General features: G+C 60.7%; 17 protein-coding genes. 12 read left to right on the forward strand and 5 right to left on the reverse strand.

Features of this window, described 5'->3' with window-relative positions; translation table 11 throughout:
* The first annotated feature begins 7 nt into the window (after positions 1-7).
* Positions 8-1,372 (forward strand): formimidoylglutamate deiminase, encoded by a 1,365-nt coding sequence (locus ACERZ8_RS04710; protein WP_407590976.1) that lies wholly within the window; start codon positions 8-10, stop codon positions 1,370-1,372.
* Positions 1,369-2,070 carry a GntR family transcriptional regulator gene (locus ACERZ8_RS04715; RefSeq protein WP_407590977.1) on the forward strand — a complete coding sequence of 234 codons (702 nt, stop codon included), beginning with the start codon at positions 1,369-1,371 and terminating at the stop codon, positions 2,068-2,070. The genes ACERZ8_RS04710 and ACERZ8_RS04715 overlap by 4 nt, the downstream gene beginning before the upstream one ends.
* Here the strand turns inward: ACERZ8_RS04715 and pobA are convergent.
* The 4 genes from pobA to ACERZ8_RS04735 form a co-directional block, all read right to left on the reverse strand.
* A complete protein-coding gene (gene pobA, locus ACERZ8_RS04720; protein WP_407590978.1) occupies positions 2,067-3,236 on the reverse strand; it encodes a 4-hydroxybenzoate 3-monooxygenase in 1,170 nt (389 codons plus the stop codon). The two genes, ACERZ8_RS04715 and pobA, sit on opposite strands and share 4 nt — an antisense overlap.
* Positions 3,237-3,308: 72 nt before the next feature.
* The gene (locus tag ACERZ8_RS04725) at positions 3,309-4,763 is read right to left on the reverse strand and encodes a trimethylamine methyltransferase family protein (RefSeq protein WP_407590979.1); all 1,455 of its coding nucleotides are present in this window, start codon (positions 4,761-4,763) and stop codon (positions 3,309-3,311) included.
* Positions 4,764-4,830: 67 nt separating this feature from the next.
* The gene (locus ACERZ8_RS04730; protein WP_407590980.1) at positions 4,831-7,233 is read right to left on the reverse strand and encodes a GcvT family protein; all 2,403 of its coding nucleotides are present in this window, start codon (positions 7,231-7,233) and stop codon (positions 4,831-4,833) included.
* 99 nt (positions 7,234-7,332) lie between these two features.
* The gene (locus ACERZ8_RS04735) at positions 7,333-8,073 is read right to left on the reverse strand and encodes an IclR family transcriptional regulator (RefSeq protein WP_407590981.1); all 741 of its coding nucleotides are present in this window, start codon (positions 8,071-8,073) and stop codon (positions 7,333-7,335) included.
* 142 nt (positions 8,074-8,215) lie between these two features.
* On the opposite strand from ACERZ8_RS04735, the gene ACERZ8_RS04740 reads away from it, so the two are divergent.
* The 10 genes from ACERZ8_RS04740 (at position 8,216) to ACERZ8_RS04785 (ending at position 16,817) form a co-directional block, all read left to right on the forward strand.
* Positions 8,216-9,055: a cyclase family protein gene (locus tag ACERZ8_RS04740; RefSeq protein WP_407590982.1), complete on the forward strand. Its 840-nt coding sequence runs from the start codon at positions 8,216-8,218 to the stop codon at positions 9,053-9,055.
* 1 nt (position 9,056) lies between these two features.
* A complete protein-coding gene (locus ACERZ8_RS04745; protein WP_407590984.1) occupies positions 9,057-9,407 on the forward strand; it encodes a cupin domain-containing protein in 351 nt (116 codons plus the stop codon).
* Positions 9,404-10,189 (forward strand): SDR family NAD(P)-dependent oxidoreductase, encoded by a 786-nt coding sequence (locus tag ACERZ8_RS04750; RefSeq protein WP_407590985.1) that lies wholly within the window; start codon positions 9,404-9,406, stop codon positions 10,187-10,189. Before ACERZ8_RS04745 ends, ACERZ8_RS04750 begins: the two co-directional genes overlap by 4 nt.
* Positions 10,186-11,118, forward strand: a complete 933-nt coding sequence (locus ACERZ8_RS04755; RefSeq protein ID WP_407590986.1) for a 3-hydroxyacyl-CoA dehydrogenase family protein — start codon at positions 10,186-10,188, stop codon at positions 11,116-11,118. The genes ACERZ8_RS04750 and ACERZ8_RS04755 overlap by 4 nt, the downstream gene beginning before the upstream one ends.
* Positions 11,119-11,295: 177 nt before the next feature.
* Positions 11,296-12,567 carry an ABC transporter substrate-binding protein gene (locus tag ACERZ8_RS04760; RefSeq protein ID WP_407590988.1) on the forward strand — a complete coding sequence of 424 codons (1,272 nt, stop codon included), beginning with the start codon at positions 11,296-11,298 and terminating at the stop codon, positions 12,565-12,567.
* A 9-nt stretch (positions 12,568-12,576) separates the two neighbouring features.
* Positions 12,577-13,305: an ABC transporter ATP-binding protein gene (locus ACERZ8_RS04765; protein WP_407590989.1), complete on the forward strand. Its 729-nt coding sequence runs from the start codon at positions 12,577-12,579 to the stop codon at positions 13,303-13,305.
* Positions 13,298-14,008 (forward strand): ABC transporter ATP-binding protein, encoded by a 711-nt coding sequence (locus ACERZ8_RS04770; RefSeq protein ID WP_407590990.1) that lies wholly within the window; start codon positions 13,298-13,300, stop codon positions 14,006-14,008. Before ACERZ8_RS04765 ends, ACERZ8_RS04770 begins: the two co-directional genes overlap by 8 nt.
* The gene (locus tag ACERZ8_RS04775; RefSeq protein WP_407590992.1) at positions 14,005-14,871 is read left to right on the forward strand and encodes a branched-chain amino acid ABC transporter permease; all 867 of its coding nucleotides are present in this window, start codon (positions 14,005-14,007) and stop codon (positions 14,869-14,871) included. The genes ACERZ8_RS04770 and ACERZ8_RS04775 overlap by 4 nt, the downstream gene beginning before the upstream one ends.
* Positions 14,868-15,884, forward strand: coding sequence for a branched-chain amino acid ABC transporter permease (locus tag ACERZ8_RS04780; protein ID WP_407590993.1), 1,017 nt, complete (start codon positions 14,868-14,870; stop codon positions 15,882-15,884). The genes ACERZ8_RS04775 and ACERZ8_RS04780 overlap by 4 nt, the downstream gene beginning before the upstream one ends.
* A 3-nt stretch (positions 15,885-15,887) precedes the next feature.
* Positions 15,888-16,817, forward strand: coding sequence for a BKACE family enzyme (locus ACERZ8_RS04785; protein ID WP_407590994.1), 930 nt, complete (start codon positions 15,888-15,890; stop codon positions 16,815-16,817).
* Here the strand turns inward: ACERZ8_RS04785 and ACERZ8_RS04790 are convergent.
* Positions 16,814-17,467: an aspartate/glutamate racemase family protein gene (locus ACERZ8_RS04790; protein ID WP_407594160.1), complete on the reverse strand. Its 654-nt coding sequence runs from the start codon at positions 17,465-17,467 to the stop codon at positions 16,814-16,816. The genes ACERZ8_RS04785 and ACERZ8_RS04790 overlap by 4 nt on opposite strands.
* Positions 17,468-17,479 lie beyond the last annotated feature (12 nt).

A 17,479-nucleotide genomic window follows, 5' to 3' on the forward strand; every position in this document is an offset into this window, starting at 1 on the left:
GGCGGTGATGCAAACGATCTGGGCGGAAACGGCCTTGTTGCCGGATGGCTGGGCGTCGGCTGTTCGGGTGGACGTGCTGGATGACGGGCGGATCGGTGCCGTCACAAAACAGGTGGAGCCGACGGGCACACGCGTGCCGTGCCTGTTGCCCGCCCCGGTCAATGTGCACAGCCATGCGTTTCAGCGGGCGATGGCAGGATTGACCGAAAGGCGCGGACCACACGCCAGCGACAGTTTCTGGACATGGCGGCAGCTTATGTTCCGTTTTCTGGACCGTCTGACACCGGATCATATCGAGGCGATCACCGCGCTTGTCCAGATGGAGATGCTGGAGGCCGGATACGCCACCAACACCGAATTCCACTATCTACACCACCGGCCGGGCGGCGTGCCTTACGACAACCCTGCCGAGACATCGGTCCGCATCTGCGCTGCCACTTCCCTCACCGGGATCGGTCTGACCCTGCTGCCTGTTCATTACGAATTCGGAGGGTGCGACGGGCGTGGGCTTGGCCCGGGACAAATACGGTTCGGCAATACGCTGGACCAGTTTCAAACCCTGCACGAAGCGGCATGTGACGCTATGCAACACCTGACGCCGGACGCAAATCTGGGCGTCGCACCGCATTCGCTGCGTGCGGTCAGCGCGCAGGATCTGGCGACATATGCGACACTTTTCCCCAACGGCCCGATCCACATGCACCTTGCCGAACAACGCGCAGAAGTAGAGGAAGTCGAGCACCATTGGAACGCCCGCCCTGTCACATGGGCGCTGGACAACATGGACCTGTCCGACCGCTGGTGTCTGATCCATTGCACGCAGATGACACCGGACGAAACGAGCCGGCTGGCGAAATCCGGGGCTATCGCCGGTTTGTGTCCGATCACCGAAAGCAGTCTGGGCGACGGCATCTTTGACGCTGTGCGGTGGTGCGACGCGGGCGGTACCTTTGCAATCGGGTCCGACAGCAACATCCGCATCGCGCTTGGCGAGGAGTTGCGCACGCTGGAATACTCCCAACGCTTGCGCGACGGATCGCGGGCGGCATTGGCGACGGCTGATACATCGACCGGACGGCGCATGTTCGATGCGATACTGCATGGCGGAGCGCGGGCAGCAGGGCGTCAGACCGGACAGATCACGGCAGGATTTTGGGCCGACCTGATGACGCTCGATACCACGTCCGAGCACTTGTACGACCGCGCTCAGGATGCCACGCTGGATGCATGGATTTTTGCGGGCGACGATCGTCTTGTGAAAGACGTATGGGCGGCGGGGCGGCACATGGTGCAAGACGGAACACATATCAAAAGGGCGCAGATCGTGGCCGCCTACAAAGGCACAATTGATGCGCTGAAGGATGCGATATGAACTCGCTTGTTTTTCGTAATTGGCAAAGCGTGCAGGACGAGGTGTTGCGCCGCATTCGGACCCGTATGTGGAAGCCTGGGGAGCTGATCCCGAACGAGGCTGATCTTGCGCAGGAATTTGGCTGTGCGCGCTCGACTGTGAACCGCGCCTTACGCGCCGTGGCAGAGGCGGGCCTTCTGGATCGGCGGCGCAAGGCAGGCACGCGCGTGGCGGCCCAACCCGTCGCAAAGGCCACACTCAACATTGCCGTGATCCGGCGCGAGGTCGAGGAGCGGGGCCGCAAGTACAGCTATCAGCGTATCACCCGTGATCTGCGCACCCCACCGCTGGACGTGAGCGCGGCCATGCGCACACCTGCGAAAACCGCGTTGATGTATGTGCGTGCGCTGCACCTTGCGGATGACGCACCCTATGCACTGGAAAGCCGCTGGATCAATCCGCACGTGGTTCCGGGCGCACAGAACGAGCCGTTCCAGAACGTCAGCGCGAATGAGTGGTTGTTGCAGAATGCGCCATATACCCACGGCGAGATTTCGTTTTCCGCCCTTGAGGCAGAGGCTGAGGACGCAGCCGTTTTAGCCTGTGCGCAGGGTAGCGCCCTGTTTGCGATTGATCGCCTGACCTGGGATGACGACGCGTCGGTGACCAAAGTGCGCCTGCTGTTTGCCCCGGGTCACCAGATGCGCACGGTGCTTTAGTACGGCAATCCGACATAGTTCAGAGCCATGGCCGCCTGCGCCTCGGCGCTGTCACGCAGCAAGGCCAGTTCGGCCAGTTGCATCTTTTTGTCGAAATCCGTCTGGTCAGGATAGTGGTGCATCAGGTTGGAAAACCACCAGCTGAACCGTTGCGTTTTCCAGACCCGCGCCAGCGCCTTTTGCGAATAGGTGTCTATGCCGTGGCTGTCGCCGTCCGCATAAAACTGCCGCAAACCCTGATTGAGATAATGGACGTCAGACGCTGCCGTATTGAGACCCTTGGCCCCGGTCGGTGGCACGATATGCGCCGCGTCCCCACACAAGAACAACCGCCCCCACCGCATCGGTTCAGTCACGAAACTGCGCAACGGCGCGATGGATTTCTCGATACTTGGGCCTGTCACCAGTGTCTGCGCGGCAGCGTCCGGAATACGGCGGCGCAATTCGTCCCAGAACGCGTCATCGGACCAGTTGTCCGGACTGTCCCCGTTTGCACACTGGATATAATACCGGCTGAGTTGCGCATTGCGCATCGAACACAAAGCAAAGCCACGGTCGGAATTCGCGTAGATCAACTCGTCATTGACCGGTGGTGTTTCCGAAAGAACGCCCAGCCAGCCGAAGGGATAGACCTTTTCATAATCGGTGCGCACGGAGTCTGGTATCGTTTTGCGACTGACGCCGTGAAACCCGTCGCATCCAGCAACGAAATCACAGTCAATGCGCGTCGTCGCCCCGTCCTGTTCAAATGTCACATAGGGTGCCAAGGTGTCGGCATCATGGATCACGACGTTGTCGACTTCGAACCGCGTGTCACCACCCATCGCCTCACGCGCCTCGTAGAGATCGCGAGTCAATTCGGTTTGCCCGTAAACGACAACAGTCGCATCCGTATGTTTCGAGAAATCGACGCGAAACATATCGCCGTCATAGGCAATCAGCGTGCCGTCATGCACAAAACCTTGGGCCTTCATGCGGGCATCGACGCCCGCCTCGCCCATCAGTCCGACAAGGCCGCGTTCAAGCACGCCGGCGCGGATACGGCCCAGCACATAGGCGCGCGACTTATGCTCCAGAACAACAGTGTCGATCCCCGCCTTGTGCAGAAGCTGGCCAAGTAACAGCCCGGATGGCCCACCGCCGACGATCACAACTTGCGTACGCATGTACCCTGCACATCTCCCTTTGCCAGACGCTACACGCCACCTTCAAACCGGCGCAACCTCGAAAGCGCTATGTCAGCTTTCCGGGGCGCACCCACCCGCGGCGATCCGGTCATCGATGTAGTGATCTAGAGCGGCAAGCCGATCACCGTCACCCGCTGGGGGAATAAAGTCACGCAGGATGCCCTGCCAGATCCCTGTCGCACGCGTGGTTGCGTCGACGCTCCCGCGTTCCTCCCACGTGCCGATATTGGCAAAATCAGCGACAAGCGGTTCGTAGAATTCGGTCTGATACCGCTCCATCGTGTGTGCCGCACCGAAAAAGTGACCGCCCGGCTGCACCTCTTCCAACGCATCCATCGCAATCCCGCCCTCATCCGCCGCAGTGGCCGTACAAAGCTCGGCCATCATCTGAAGCACTTCGACATCTGTGATCAGCTTTTCGTACGAGACTGTCAGCCCCCCTTCGAGCCAACCCGCGGCATGCAGCGTCACGGTGGCCCCGGCAAGCAGACAGCCCCATGTACCGAATTGCGTTTCATTGGCGGCCTGCACATCGCCAAGGTTCGCCGCCGACCCGGAGGCGCACCGCCACGGCAGACCGATGTGGCGCGCCAGTTGTCCAGCGGCAAGCGACGCCTTGAAATGCTCAGGCGTGCCAAAGATCGGCGCGCCGGATTTCATATCCACATTCGAGGTGAAGGTGCCGTAACAGACCGGCGCACCGGAGTTGATCAACTGTCCAAGGGTGATCGCGGCCAGCGCCTCGGCATGGGACAGGGTCATGGCCCCCGCCACAGTGATCGGCGCCATCGCCCCCATCAGCGTAAACGGAGTGATGATCGCCATCTGGCCCGCGCGCGCGAAATCCATCACCCCTTGGGCCATCGGAATGTCGAGCTGACGAGGTGAGTTGGTGTTGATGATGGTGTAGCAATGCGAATGCGCGGCGAAATCACTGTCCGAAATGCCACGCGCGATCTGCAACATCTCGAAGGCTTCGCGCACCTGCCCTGCCCCACGGGCGTAGATGAACGGCACCTTGTCCGTCAGTTCCATCTGTCCCTTCGTCATCGCATAATGCCGCAGGTGGATCGGCACATCCTGCGGTTCGACCAGTGGCGGTATCATGTGCAGGACATCAAAGTGCTGGGTCAGCGTGATCAGTTCGCGAAAATCCTGTTCCGTGCCCGGCCGGCGACCCCGTTCCAAGTCAGTCGCGTGCGGGCACCCGGCGCCGGGTTGAAACACCATCGAACCAAGCTCCATCAGCAGATTGCGGTCCGGGTTGCCCGCGATCAGGGGGAACGATTTGGGGGCCGTGGCAAGTGCGGCTTTAACCATGTCGCGCCCGATATGCACCATTTCTGTGGTTTCATCGACGCGCGCACCACCTGTCTTGAACGTGGCACGAGCCTGCCGGTGCAGCACCTTCACGCCCAGCCGTTCAAGCACATCCAAAGCCGCATCATGGATCGCGGCAATGCGATCGTCCGAGAACACGTTCATCGGTGGGAACGGGTTGCGCAAATTGCGGTAATCCGTGTGGCGCGTCTTGCTGGGGGTGCGCCGCGCCCGCGTCTTTTGGGGCGTCTGCTCATCCTCTCATAGCTTTGCCCGCGGGGTCATAAGGCGAGGCGGCGATGACCTTGGCGGCGCGTTCCACCCCCACGATGTGAACCTTCAGGTCAGTCCCTTCACCGCTGTGTTCGGTGTTGACCAGCGCCATGGCCAACGACTTGCCAAGCGTATGCCCATAGCCCCCCGAAGTGACAAAGCCGACCTTTTCGCCATCTTTCCATACCGGCTCATAGCCCGACGCATCTGCACCGTCCGCGTCGATATCCAGCGTCACCTGCATCTGCGCAGGGCCATTTCCGTCCCGTTCAGCCACTGCCGCTGCCTTGCCGACAAAGTCCTTGTCCCAGTCGATCCAGCGATCCATGCCCGTCATTCCGGGCGTATAGCCTTGGGTAAATTCCGCAGACCAGATGCCGAATGACTTTTCCAGCCGCAGGGAGAGGAGGGCGTTAAAACCAACCTCGACCATTCCCTGATCCGCGCCAGCGTCCAGCAGGGTTTTGCGCAGGGTGATATGATCGCCCATACGGCAGTGTATCTCGTACCCCATCTCGCCTGTGACAGAGAGCCGCCCAACCTTGCAGCGCAGCATCCCGATGTCGAAATCTGCACACCCCATAAAGGACAGATCGCCCACCGGGCCATCCGTCAGTTTTTCGATCACGGCCTTTGAGTTCGGCCCCGAAAGGGAGAATCCAGCCACTTCTTCGCCCAGATCGCGCACCGTGACCCCGTCCATTATGTGATCGTCAAACCAGCGCATGTGCCATGTGCGCAAGTAGTAGCTGCCCATGATCCACCATGTGCCGTCGCCCCAGTTGAAGACTGTAAGATCGCCCTTCAACCGCCCATCTTCGCCCAGCATCGGGGCCAGCCGTGCGCGGCCCGGCTTGGGCAAGCGCGAGGCCATGACGCTGTTCAACCAGGCTTCGGCATTTTCGCCCGACACTTCGAAGCGGGAAAAGCCGGTGATGTCGAGCAGGCCAACCTTTTCGCGCACTGCCTTGCACTCAGCAGCCACGATGTCGTGGGCGTTTGAGCGTTTCAGCGACGGCGTTTCCTTGAACCCTTTTGGGGCAAAGTAAAGTGGCACCTCCAGATCCCAGCTTTGGCCCCACTGGCACCCGGCGGCCGTCATATCGGCATAGGCAGGGGCAGTTTTCAGCGGGCGGCCCGCGGGCAATTGCTCGTTCGGATAGGTCATCACGAAGCGACGGGAATAGAACTGGCCCGTGGTTTCCTTGATGTACTGCTTGTTCTCGGCCCAAACGCCGTAGCGGGCGATATCCATGCCATAGACATCCGCCTCTGGTTCACCATGGATCATCCATTCGGCCAGCGACTTGCCCACACCGCCCCCTTGCAGGAACCCGGCCATAACCGCGCAGGCCGACCAGTATCCGCGCTTGCCCGGCACAAGGCCGACCAGAGGATTTCCGTCGGGTGAGAAGGTGAAGGCCCCGTTGACCCACGTCTTGACCCCGACATCCTGCAAGGCCGGGTAGCGCTCGAACCCCATGATCAACTCTTTTTCGATGCGGTCCGGGTCTTCCTGCTGCAACTCAAACCCGTACTCCCACGGCGCGCCATCCATGTTCCAGTGCTGGTGGTCGATCTCGTAGATGCCCAGCAGCACACCTTTCTGGTCCTGACGCAGATAGGTGAACCCTTCGAGATCGACGGTCATGGGCACTTCGAAGTCGATGTCCTCCAGCGCCGGGATCGTGTCGGAGATCAGGTAGTGGTGGTTGAGCGGAGAAACCGGCAGTTCGATCCCTGCCATGCGCCCCACCTGCTTGGCCCAGAGACCGGCGGCATTGACCACATGTTCGCAGGTCACGGTGCCCTTTTCGGTCACAACCTCCCAGCCCTCAAGCGTTTGGTTCAACTCCAGAACCCGGTTGTGTTCTACCACCGTCGCGCCGTGTTTCTTGGCCGCCCCGGCATAGGCATGCACCGTGCCCGTGGTGTCGATGTACCCCTCGCGGTCCGCCCACATGCCGCCCAGCAGACCGTCGCCAGACATGATCGGGTTCAGCTCCACTGCCTCTTCGACAGTAACAAGGCGACAATCCTCGATCCCGATGGATTGGAATGTGCGGTAGGCCGATTGCAGCCACTCCCAGCGATCCGGGGTTCCGGCCATGGTCAGACCACCGGTCATGTGCAATCCGATGTTCTGGCCGGATTCGGCCTCAATTTCGCTCAGCAAATCGATGGTGTAGGCCTGAAGCTGTGCAATGTTGGGGTCCGCATTCAGCGCATGGATTCCGCCGGCGGCATGCCAGCTTGATCCGGCTGTCAGGACCGAGCGTTCGATAAGGCACACATCGCTCCACCCCATCTTGGCGAGATGGTACAGAACCGACGTGCCCACGACACCGCCACCAATCACAACAACCCGGTAGTGCGAATTCATACCTGTCCCCCGTCACAAAGCGTGGGGAAAGGGTCTTGCACGGCGTCCGGCAAGTCCAATGGTTTCACGACATCTGGGCGACAGCCTGCGACGCACCGATCAAAGCGCGATGCCGGTCAAATGGCGCAACATCGCCTCGGTCAGGCGATCCTTGACCCGGTCATAACGTGTGCTCGGCACCGGGGTTGAAATCGCATAGATGTCGCCGCGCGGGTCGCGCATAGCGTAACCAATGGCACTAACCCCTTCGGTATGTTCATTTTCATCGCGCGCCAAAGCGCCCTGCCGGATGGCTTCGACTTCACGCAGGACTGTGGCAAGGGGCTTGGCCCCGTGTTGACCCAGCTCAGCCAGGATCAGTTTGGTCGCAAGCGCTGGATCCATGACCGCAAGCGCCGCCTTTCCATTGGCCGTGGTAGTCAAGGGAAAGCTTTCGCCAATGCTGGACACCGTGCGCAGACGCTGACTGCCGACGATCTGATCGATGAACAGCATACGGGCGCCGTCCAGGATCGCCAAGTCCACCGTCTCTCCAGTCTCATCCGCGATGCGTTCCATCACGGGGCGAATGCGGTCGCGCGCATCGGTTGCTGCGGCTTGCGCAAGGCTTTGGATTTCAGGCCCCAACCTGATTCCCCCATATCCTTTGTCCGATGAAATGAACCCCTCGATCGTCAGCGCCGCAACGATCCGCTGTACCGTAGAACGGGGCAAATTCACGCGAGCAGCAATTTGCCCAAGGCTCAAGCCATCTGTTTCTTGGGCAAGGGTACGCAGGATGTCAGCAGAGCGAGAAATAACCTGAATACCTTGTATTTGCTTCACTTCTTGCCTTCCCATCGCAATGCTACGCTGATGCTATCCGTCGTGTACCACTGTTCGGACCCTATGAAACGACGCGGTGTAAATCAACGCTTGACCGCAATACGGTACAAGTTCCACCATATCCCGAAACACCTATCACCGCTTTTGGGAGGAACGGATGGTCGTCAATATTCGCGGAATCGATTTTCAGGAAAACGACAACAACGACATGGGGCTGGAGTTTGTGAACCTCAGCCACCGCTACGGATTCCAGTGCCCGAACTGGCCGTATTTCAAGGACGTGCAGATCGACCGCAAGCATTACATGGCGAAGTCCGGCGTGCTGTCCCAGACCATTACGACCACGATGCACGTGACCACCCATATCGACGCGCCCGCCCACGTGGTGCAGGGCACACCCTTTATCGACGAAGTGCCGCTGCCGCATTTCTTTGGCTCGGGCCTCGTGGTGAGCATCCCCAAGAAAAAATGGGAACAGATCACGGCGGACGATCTGGAAAAAGCCTGCGGTCATGCCATTCGCAAGAACGATGTGCTGATCATCAACACAGGCTGGCACAAGCAGTACGAGGACGGTGACTACTTTGCCTATTGCCCCGGTCTTGTGCCTTCGGCAGCCGATTGGATGGTGGAAAAAGGGATCAAGGTTGTGGGCCACGACACCCAAGCCAACGATCACCCGCTGGCCACCGCCATCGGCCCGCAACGCAATGGCCCCATCCTGCCGCATCTGGAAAAGGAATACCTTGAATGGTCCGGCGGCACCCCGTGGGAAGTTGACTTTCCCGAGTGGGAACCCGTGCACCAGAAATTGTTCAAGAACGGTATTCTGGGCATCGAGAACGTGGGCGGTGATCTGGATCGCGTCACCGGCAAGCGCGTCACCTTTGCCTTCTTCCCCTGGAATTGGGATCGGGGCGATGGCTGCATTATTCGGCTCGTTGCCATGATGGACAAGGATCAGGGATACCGCATCGAGGCAGGCGAGGACTTCTGAAATGCACGTCAAACGCTTTGCCGATGCAACGCAATACGAGGCCCCGAACCATTGGGGTGTCACAGGGCTTCGGTTGCAAGGCTTTGAAGAGGGCGGGCCAGAAAACCAGTGGGTCGGCTTTTCGCAATTCCTGCCCGGTGGTGGCGCAGGCCCGGACGCAACGCCGTTCGAAAAGGTCTATGTCGTGATCGAGGGTGAGATGACTGTGACCATCGACGGCACCGACACAGTGCTGAGTGCGATGGACAGTTGCACGATCCCGCCGGGCGAGGTCCGCAAGATCGAGAACCGCAGCAACCATGTCTGCAAGATGCTGGTGGTGATTCCCTATCCCGAAGGAGGGCGTCCATGAGCCTTGATAACCCCCTGTCCTTCTTTGATGTCTCGGGCAAGGTCGCGCTGATCACGGGTGCTTCGGGCGCGTTTGGCGCGGTCGCCGCGCGCTGCCTGTCCGGGGCCGGGGCCAAGGTTGTCTTGGCCGCCGGAAATGCGGACGCCATGGCCGACGTGGCAGCCACCTGTAAAGGCGACACGCACCAGATCAACGCCCGCCCCGACAGCGAAGATGCCTGTGCCGCGCTGGTCGAGGAAGCCGTCGCCACCTTTGGTCGTATCGACATTCTGATTGTTGCGTCCGGCATGAACAAGGTGGCCAAGATCGGGGATATGGAGCCTGCGACCTTCGAGGGTGTCATGGATGCAAACGTCACCCAAAGCTGGCTGATGGCCCGCGCCGCAAGTGCGCGGATGCAAGCGCAGGGGGATGGCGGCAAGATCGTTCTGATGTCTTCAGCCCGCGGACTGCTGGGCCATCCTGCGGGTTACACCGCCTATTGCGCGTCCAAGGCTGCTGTGGACGGGATCACCAAGGCGCTGGGATGCGAGTTGGGGCCGATGGGCATCACGGTCAACGCCATCGCGCCCACGGTTTTCCGCTCGCCCCTCACTGCGTGGATGTTCGAGGACACCGATCAGGCGCAGACCGTTCGCAACGGGTTCCTGACCCGCGTGCCCAAAGGGCGCTTGGGCGAGCCCGAAGATCTGGCCGGGCCGCTCCTCTTCCTGTCCTCAAAGGCGTCGGACTTTTACACCGGACACATCCTTTATGCCGATGGCGGGTACACGGCGGGATGACCAAGAACCAGCAAATCGCGGTGATTGGTGCGGGCCTTATGGGCCACGGTATTGCGCTCACCTTTGCCCGTGCGGGTCAGTATGTTGCCCTGCATGATCCGAACCCGGACATGCTGCGCAGCGCGCCGTCGCGGATTTCAGACAGCATGGCCCTTTTGGGCGCAAGCGAGACCGAGATCGCCAAGGCGCTCAAGCGGATAGAACTGTGCGACACGGTAAAGTCCGCAGTGAGTGACGCGGCATATGTTTTCGAGGCGGCACCGGAAAAGCTGGACCTCAAGCAGACGATTTTCGCCGAAGTCGAGGCCCACACGCCCGAAGACGCGGTTCTGGCATCGAACACATCCGTCATCCAGATCACCAGGATCATGGGCGGCCTGAAGTCCCGTCACCGGGCGCTTGGCACGCACTGGTGGAATCCGCCGCACATGATCCCATTGGTCGAAGTGGTGAAAACGGAATGGACGGATGCGGCCATCGCCCAAGGCATGATCGAGTTGCTCGCGGATGCGGGCAAGACGCCAGTGATGGTGGAAAAGGATGTTCCCGGCTTTATCGGCAACCGCCTTCAACACGCCCTGTGGCGCGAGGCGATCAGTCTGGTCGAGAACGGGATTTGCACGGCCAAAGCGGTGGACGATGTGGTCAAGGCGAGCTTTGGCCGCCGCCTCGCCGTGCTTGGCCCCCTTGAAAACGCCGATCTGGTGGGCCTTGAGCTGACGCAGGACATTCACCGCCAGGTCTTGTTCGATCTGGATGCGCGCCCTGACCCGTCGCTCCATCTGCAGACGTTGCTGGATGCGGGCCACACCGGCATGGCCGCAGGGCAAGGGCTGCGCAGGTGGGCCAAGGGCGATCTTGAGGCCACCAAGGCGCGCGTCGCACGTCATCTGGCACAGCTTGAACACATTCTGGAGGCGGACGGCTGAAACACCAAACCCAAATCCGGAAACGCATCGGATTACAGGAGACTGCAAACCATCGGCACGGAGATATCGTTTTGAATGCATGGTTTCATCTGCAAGGGTGAGACATTCGACATAACAAACACCTGCGCAAACGCGGGGAACGACACGAAAAGACATGATTTCTCAGGGAGGAAAGAAATGAAAACCAACACCACAAGACGTCACGTCCTTGGCGGGCTTGCAGCGACTGTCGCAGCACCCGCAATTCTGACATCGACGCGGGCGTATGCGCAAAATCCCACGATCAGGGTTGGCTTTGTCACGCCTTCGACCGGGCCACTGGCCGGGTTTGCAGAGGCCGACGATTACATCCTCGAAGGGCTGCGCGCCAAATTCGCAGGCGGTGTGACCAACAACGGCAAGTCCTACAATATCGAGATCATCAAAAAGGACAGCCAGTCCAACCCCAACCGCGCCGCAGAAGTGGCCGCGGAGTTGATCCTGTCGGACGAGGTCGACATCATCACCGCCGCCGCGACGCCCGACACCACGAACCCTGTCGCCGATCAGGCCGAGATCAACGAAGTGCCCTGCGTCACAACCGACGCGCCATGGCAGCCGTACTTCTTTGGCCGTGGCGGCAATCCTGCCGAGGGCTTTCGCTATACCTACCACTTCTTTTGGGGGCTTGAGGATGTGATCGCCAACTTCACCGGCCTGTGGAACGACGCAGGTGTGGCCAAAAAGGTCGGCGGCTTGTTCCCCAATGATGCCGACGGCAACGCATGGGGTGACCCGCAACTTGGCCTGCCCGGCCCACTTGCCGAACAGGGCTTCGAACTGGTTGATCCCGGCCGCTTCCAACCGCTGAACGACGACTTTTCCAACTACATTGCCGCGTTCAAGGATGCGGGTTGCGAGATTGTGACAGGCGTCATGATCCCACCGGATTTCGGCACCTTCTGGAGCCAGGCAGCACAGCAAGGTTTCAACCCCAAGGTCGCGACCATCGGCAAGGCACTGCTGTTCCCCTCGGCAATCGACGCCCTCGGGGATCGCGGCATTGGTCTGACCACTGAAATCTGGTGGTCTCCCAACCATCCGTTTAATTCTTCGCTCACAGGGACGTCTGCAGGCGAATTGGCCAGCGGGTTTACCGCCGCCACGGGTCGCCCCTGGACCCAGCCTATCGGGTTCAAACATGCGCTGTTTGAGGTGGTGGCCGATGCCATCACCCGCTCGGAGGATCTGGAGGACCCGGATGCAAATGCCGCAGCGATCCAGGCCACGAACATGTCCACCATCGTCGGTGACGTGAATTGGTCAAACGGCCCAGTGCCGAACGTGTCCAAGACACCCCTTGTGTCCGGTCAGTGGCAAAAGTCCGGGGACGGAGTCGAACTGGTGATCACCAACAACAAGCACGCGCCCGCGATCCCCGTGGGTGGCGAGTTGCAGTTGCTGGGATAAGCCACGCCTATGTCCGCCCTGCTGTCCATCTCGGGCCTCAAGAAGTCGTTCGGCGCTGTCGTGGTCGCCGACGACACCAGCTTTGACGTCGCCCAAGGCGAGGCAGTTGGCATTCTGGGGCCCAACGGGGCGGGCAAGACATCCCTGTTCAATCTGATCACGGGGGCGCTTGGCCCAGACGCCGGGCAAATTGCTTTTGCGGGTCAGGACATCTCGACAACCTCAGCCGCGCGGCGCTGCAAACTGGGCATCGCGCGGTCATTTCAGGTGCCGCAGCCCTTTGGCGGCATGACGGTATTTGAAAACGCACTGGTCGGTGCAACGCAGGGCGCCGGGCTGCACGGCCATGAGGCCGAGGCGCATGTGCTGGCCGTACTGGAGGACACCGGCCTGCTGCCCAAGGCCAACATCCGCGCCGGTGCGCTGTCCCTGCTGGATCGCAAGCGCCTTGAGATGGCGCGGGCACTGGCGGCCAAACCGAAACTGCTGCTGCTTGATGAGATTGCGGGTGGACTGACAGATGCCGAATGCATCGCATTGATCGATACCATCAAACGCGTGCACGCGGGCGGCACCACGATCATCTGGATCGAACATGTCGTGCACGCCCTGCTCGCCGTTGTTGAACGGCTGATCGTCATCGACTTTGGCAAGAAGATCGCAGAAGGGCCGCCCAAAACCATAATGGACAGCCCCGAGGTCAAGGAAATCTATCTGGGAGTCGATCCGGATGTCTGAACCCCTTTTGAAACTGAACGGGCTCGATGCACATTACGGCGACTTTCAGGCCCTGTTCGGCGTCGACTTGGAACTCGCCAAAGGCGAAGTGATTGCCATCATCGGGGCCAACGGGGCAGGCAAGACGACACTGATGCGCTCAATCTCGGGATTGCTGCGCAACGCTGCGCAGCAGGTGCAGTTCAACGGGCACCCCATCGGTGCGCTGCGCGCAGATCAGGTGGCCTACGCCGGAATCGCACTGGTGCCCGAGGGGCGGCAGTTGTTCCCATCACTTTCGGTTGAGGAAAACCTGCGGCTTGGCAGCACGGTTGGGCGCGCGGGGCCGTGGTCACTTGATGCGGTCTATGACCTCTTTCCCATCCTCAAGGAGCGGCGCAACCAGCCGTCCACCTCGCTGTCAGGCGGGCAACAGCAAATGGTGGCCATCGGGCGCGCGCTGATGTCCAATCCGGACCTGATCCTGTTTGACGAGATCAGCCTGGGCCTTGCCCCAGTCATCATCAAATCCATCTACGAGGCGCTGCCAAACATCATCAGCGGCGGCATGACGGCCATGATCGTCGAACAGGACATCACCAAGGCGCTGGCCGTTTCGTCCCGTGTCTACTGCCTGCAAGAGGGGCGCGTGTCGCTGACGGGCCGGGTCGAGGATATCACCCGCGACCAAATCACGGCCGCCTATTTCGGAGTGGATGCATGATCGAATGGGTCAACGCAGTGGTGCAGGGCATCCTGTTGGGCGGGCTATATGCGCTTTTTGCCGCCGGTCTGTCGCTGATCTTTGGGGTGATGCGGCTGGTCAATATCGCCCATGGCGATCTGATCATTCTTGCTGCCTATCTGGGTCTCAGCACAACTGTCCTGCTGGGCATTCATCCGTTTGTCGCCCTGCTGATCGTCATGCCCGCCATGGCCGGGATTGGCTATGTGCTGCAGCGCGGGCTTTTGAACCGAACGCTTGGTGACGACATTCTGCCACCCCTTCTGGTCACCTTCGGACTGTCTGTGATCGTGCAGAACGCCCTGCTCGAAGGCTACACTGCCGATCCGCAAAAGCTGAACGCGGGGGCCATCGAAACGGCCAGCGTCGCTGTGGGTGGTCTGTCGCTCGGTATTCTGCCGCTGCTGACTTTTGGCATGGCCATCGTGGTGATCGCCGGGCTGCAATGGATCTTCTATTCCACCGCTTTGGGCCGGGGCTTTCGCGCGGTTTCGGACAATCAGGACATCGCGCAGTTGATGGGACTGAACAAGGCGCATGTCTTTGGGATGGCCATGGCATTGGCGCTTGCCGTCACCGCCATTGCGGGCATCCTGCTGGGCGTGCGCACCAGCTTTGATCCGGCCATCGGCGGCGGGCGTCTGATCTTTGGGTTCGAGGCTGTGATCATCGGCGGGCTTGGCAACATCTGGGGGACGCTGGCAGGGGGCGTGATCCTTGGCGTGGCACAGACCATCGGGGCCAAGATCGACCCGGGCTGGCAGGTTCTGGCCGGGCACATCGCCTTCCTCGTGGTCCTTGCCGTGCGGCCCAACGGCCTGTTCCCGAGGGTTGAGCATTGAGCACGCCCGCCGTCACCCGCGCCACCCGTGCCAGCCGCATCGCGATGATCATCGCGGCCCTCGCCCTGATTGTTCTGGCCCTTGCCCCGTGGTGGGCCGGGCGCGCCGATCTGCGGCTGATGGGCGAGATTTTCCTATACCTGTCGCTGGCCTGCCTGTGGAACTTAATGGCGGGCTATGCCGGTCTTGTGTCCGTGGGCCAGCAGGCGTTCGTGGGCTTTGGCGGTTACATGCTTTTCGCCCTTACCATATTCGGCGGGCTGCACCCGATTGCGGCAATCTTATTGGCGGGTGTGTTGGCCGCTGCCCTTTCGGTGCCAGTGGCCGCCCTGATTTTCCGACTCAAAGGGGCCTATTTCGCTATCGGCACTTGGGTCGTGGCCGAGGTGTTCCGCCTGACATTCGCGCAAATATCCGCGCTTGGCGGTGGATCGGGCACGTCGCTGCCCGTTGGCATCGTACGCTCCCTCGCGGACTCGCGGTCTGGTCGCGAGGCGCTCAGCTATTGGCTGGCCTTGGGGGCCGCTGTCACAGTCATCACCTGCGTCTACCTCTTCCTGCGCTCACGTCGCGGGCTTGCTCTTACCGCGATCAGGGACAGCGAAGTTGCGGCCTCCGGCCTCGGCATCGACATCTGGCGCACCAAACTTGAGGTCTATGTCGTCACGTCGGCCTTCACTGCCGTCATCGGCGGGTTGCTGTTTCTGCAAAAACTGCGCATCTCGCCCGATGCGGCCTTCAGCGTGAATGACTGGACTGCCTTCGTGATCTTCATCGTGGTCATTGGCGGCATCGGAACTCTTGAAGGGCCAATCATCGGCACCATCCTGTTTTTCCTGCTGCGCGAGACGCTGGCAGACTTTGGCACAATCTATCTGATGGTGCTGGGCGCAGTTGCGATCGTTGTGATGCTGAAAGCGCCAAAGGGAGTCTGGGGCCTAGTACGCGACCGCTTTGACCTCGAGCTTTTTCCGCTCAGCTACCGTGTGAACACGAAACAAAAAGGCGACTGACCCATGGCCAAGACGAAAACGATCATCACCTGCGCAGTCACCGGGTCGATCCACACGCCCACCATGTCGGACCATCTGCCGATCACGCAGAACGATATTGCCGAACAGGCCATCGCCGCCGCCGAGGCAGGCGCGTCGATCCTGCACCTGCACACACGTGACCCTGATGATTTTCGCCCCTCGGTCGAACCTGACCACTACGCCCCGATTTTGGCGCGGGTGAAACAGTCAACCGATGCGGTGCTGAACATCACCACCGGCGGTGCACCCACCATGCTGATCAAGGAACGGATCAAGGCCGCGACCAAGTTTTCACCCGAGATGTGCAGCCTCAACATGGGGTCGATGAACTTTGCCTTTCACCCGCTGGCCGGGCGCTATGACTCGTGGAAATTCGACTGGGAAAAGGACTATGTCGAAGGGTCAGAGGCGAACATCTTTCGCAACACGTTCGCCGATATTCGCGAGGCCGCCGAAACCCTCGCCCCGCATGACATCAAGTTCGAACACGAGTGTTACGACGTCGGCCACCTCTACAATCTGAAATTCTGCATGGCGCAGGGACTGTTCAAGGCGCCCGTGTTCATCCAGTTCATCTTTGGCATCCTTGGTGGGATCGGGCCCGAAGTCGACAATCTGATCTTTATGAAACGGACGGCGGACCGCCTGTTTGGCGATGATTACCGCTGGTCCGTTCTGGGGGCAGGTGGCGCGCAGATGCCGTTGGCCACCACGGCCAGCCAGATGGGCGGCAACGTGCGCGTCGGGCTGGAGGACAGCCTGTTCATCAATCGCGGAGAGTTGGCGACCTCTAATGCTCAGCAAGTCACCAAGATCAGGCGGATCGTCGAGGATCTGGGCAATGAGGTCGCCACGCCGGATGAAGCGCGCGACATCCTTGCGCTGAAAGGCGGCGACCGGGTCGCATTCTAAACCTGCCCGTCGAAATGCAGCGCGTGCGTTGCATCATGCAGCATCTGCACGACGTGATAGATGCCGAATACGGGCAGTCCTGTTTCGGCCTGAACTGCGGCGGCGTAGGGCTGCAGGTTCGTACACTCGAAGACCAACGCACCCAAATCCGGCACGTCCCGATGCAAGGCACGCACGATGTCGACGACTGCGCTTTGTGTCGTTTCCACATCCAGCGATTCTGCCCCACGGAGGATCGGATCGCTAAAGGCCGCGACGTCCTCCATGCCGCGCACGACGGCCCAGTCAGGGTCTATGCCACAGGCCGACAGATGACGTGCCGACAGATGGCCTGAATGCGCGGTGATCACACCCACGGGACGCCCCCCGACCATTTGGCGCACAAGCGGGACCAATGACAGGCTGGACGCAACAAAGGGGACAGACACGGCGGCGGCCATTTCCGCCTGCACCACGCTCAGGAACCCGCAGGAAGTGGTGATGGCTCGCACGCCTGCCGCCTCAAGATCGCGCGCGGCGGTGATGAACGCAGGTAACATGGCACGCGCCCGATCTGCGCCCGCGACCACCTCGTCCGTGGTCGCGCCCTGCACCACGTGAAAGCGCACCGGAAACGGATAGGTCCGGGCATTGCCCACATCGCCGTGGATTCTGCGGAAACC

The sequence above is a fragment of the Tateyamaria armeniaca genome (genome assembly GCF_045797845.1).
GTDB lineage: Bacteria > Pseudomonadota > Alphaproteobacteria > Rhodobacterales > Rhodobacteraceae > Tateyamaria > Tateyamaria armeniaca.